Annotated in this window: 1 protein-coding gene; it reads left to right on the top strand. The window is 41.3% G+C overall.

The genetic code is table 11. From position 1 onward, the window contains the following. Nucleotides 1-92 precede the first annotated feature (92 nt). The coding region (locus P20652_RS18470; protein ID WP_237707128.1) for a hypothetical protein at nt 93-770 on the top strand (678 nt) is incomplete at its 3' end.

Below are 770 nucleotides of genomic sequence, written 5' to 3'. Positions count from 1 at the left end.
CTAAATGGTATTACACAAAAAAAACAACGATTGAGAAGAACCCTCAACGATTTCAAACTCACTCATGCGGTAATAGTCCAATTAGGCTACTCTTGTTTGGCCCTATGTTTTTAGGGTTTGTTGGGAGTTCGTTTTTAGGTTTATTCACTTTATGGTGGCTACCATTTGGTTCAGATAGTTACCCTTTGTGGTTTTTATACTTAGTACTTGGATGGAACTTAGTATTTTTAAACTTATTCCCTCTTTGGGATTTGGTGTTTTCACCTAAATATGCCTATTTTGACCGCCTGACAGGTAAAGTCGGCTATACCTTTGATATCCCTGGTTGTGACGAGCGTGATGAATTTGGTCATTGCTGTTTTGATTGGCGAGATATGAAGTGTGTACTGGTAAACCAAAGCACTGACCAAGGAGGCTCTCGCGCCTTTTTCCCGGTGATATCGCACAAAGACATTGATAAATACCCAAATACCAAAATGACCATAGTGGTCACTGAACTTGCGCAAAACCCTATTTATTGTTTGTTGTTTTGGGAACGCCTAGTGCGCTTTATGGATAACACCCAGCCATTACCTGATATCCCTGAGTACGAAGGCCACAGACACCTTGACCCAATCACCGCTGAGTTTGATACACACAATAATCGGCCAGAGGTGTATTGGCGTGATATGAGCTTCAAACAACAAACCGAAATATATGATGAGTTGTATAGTGAAGCGCTGAAAGTCGACTGGTATAACGATGCACCACAACCCGAAATCATCAAACCA

It is taken from the genome of Pseudoalteromonas sp. BSi20652, assembly GCF_000239855.1.
Classification (GTDB): Bacteria; Pseudomonadota; Gammaproteobacteria; order Enterobacterales; family Alteromonadaceae; genus Pseudoalteromonas.
The sequence above is the reverse complement of the archived record's forward strand: the minus strand, read 5'-3'. Positions and strand labels throughout refer to the sequence as shown.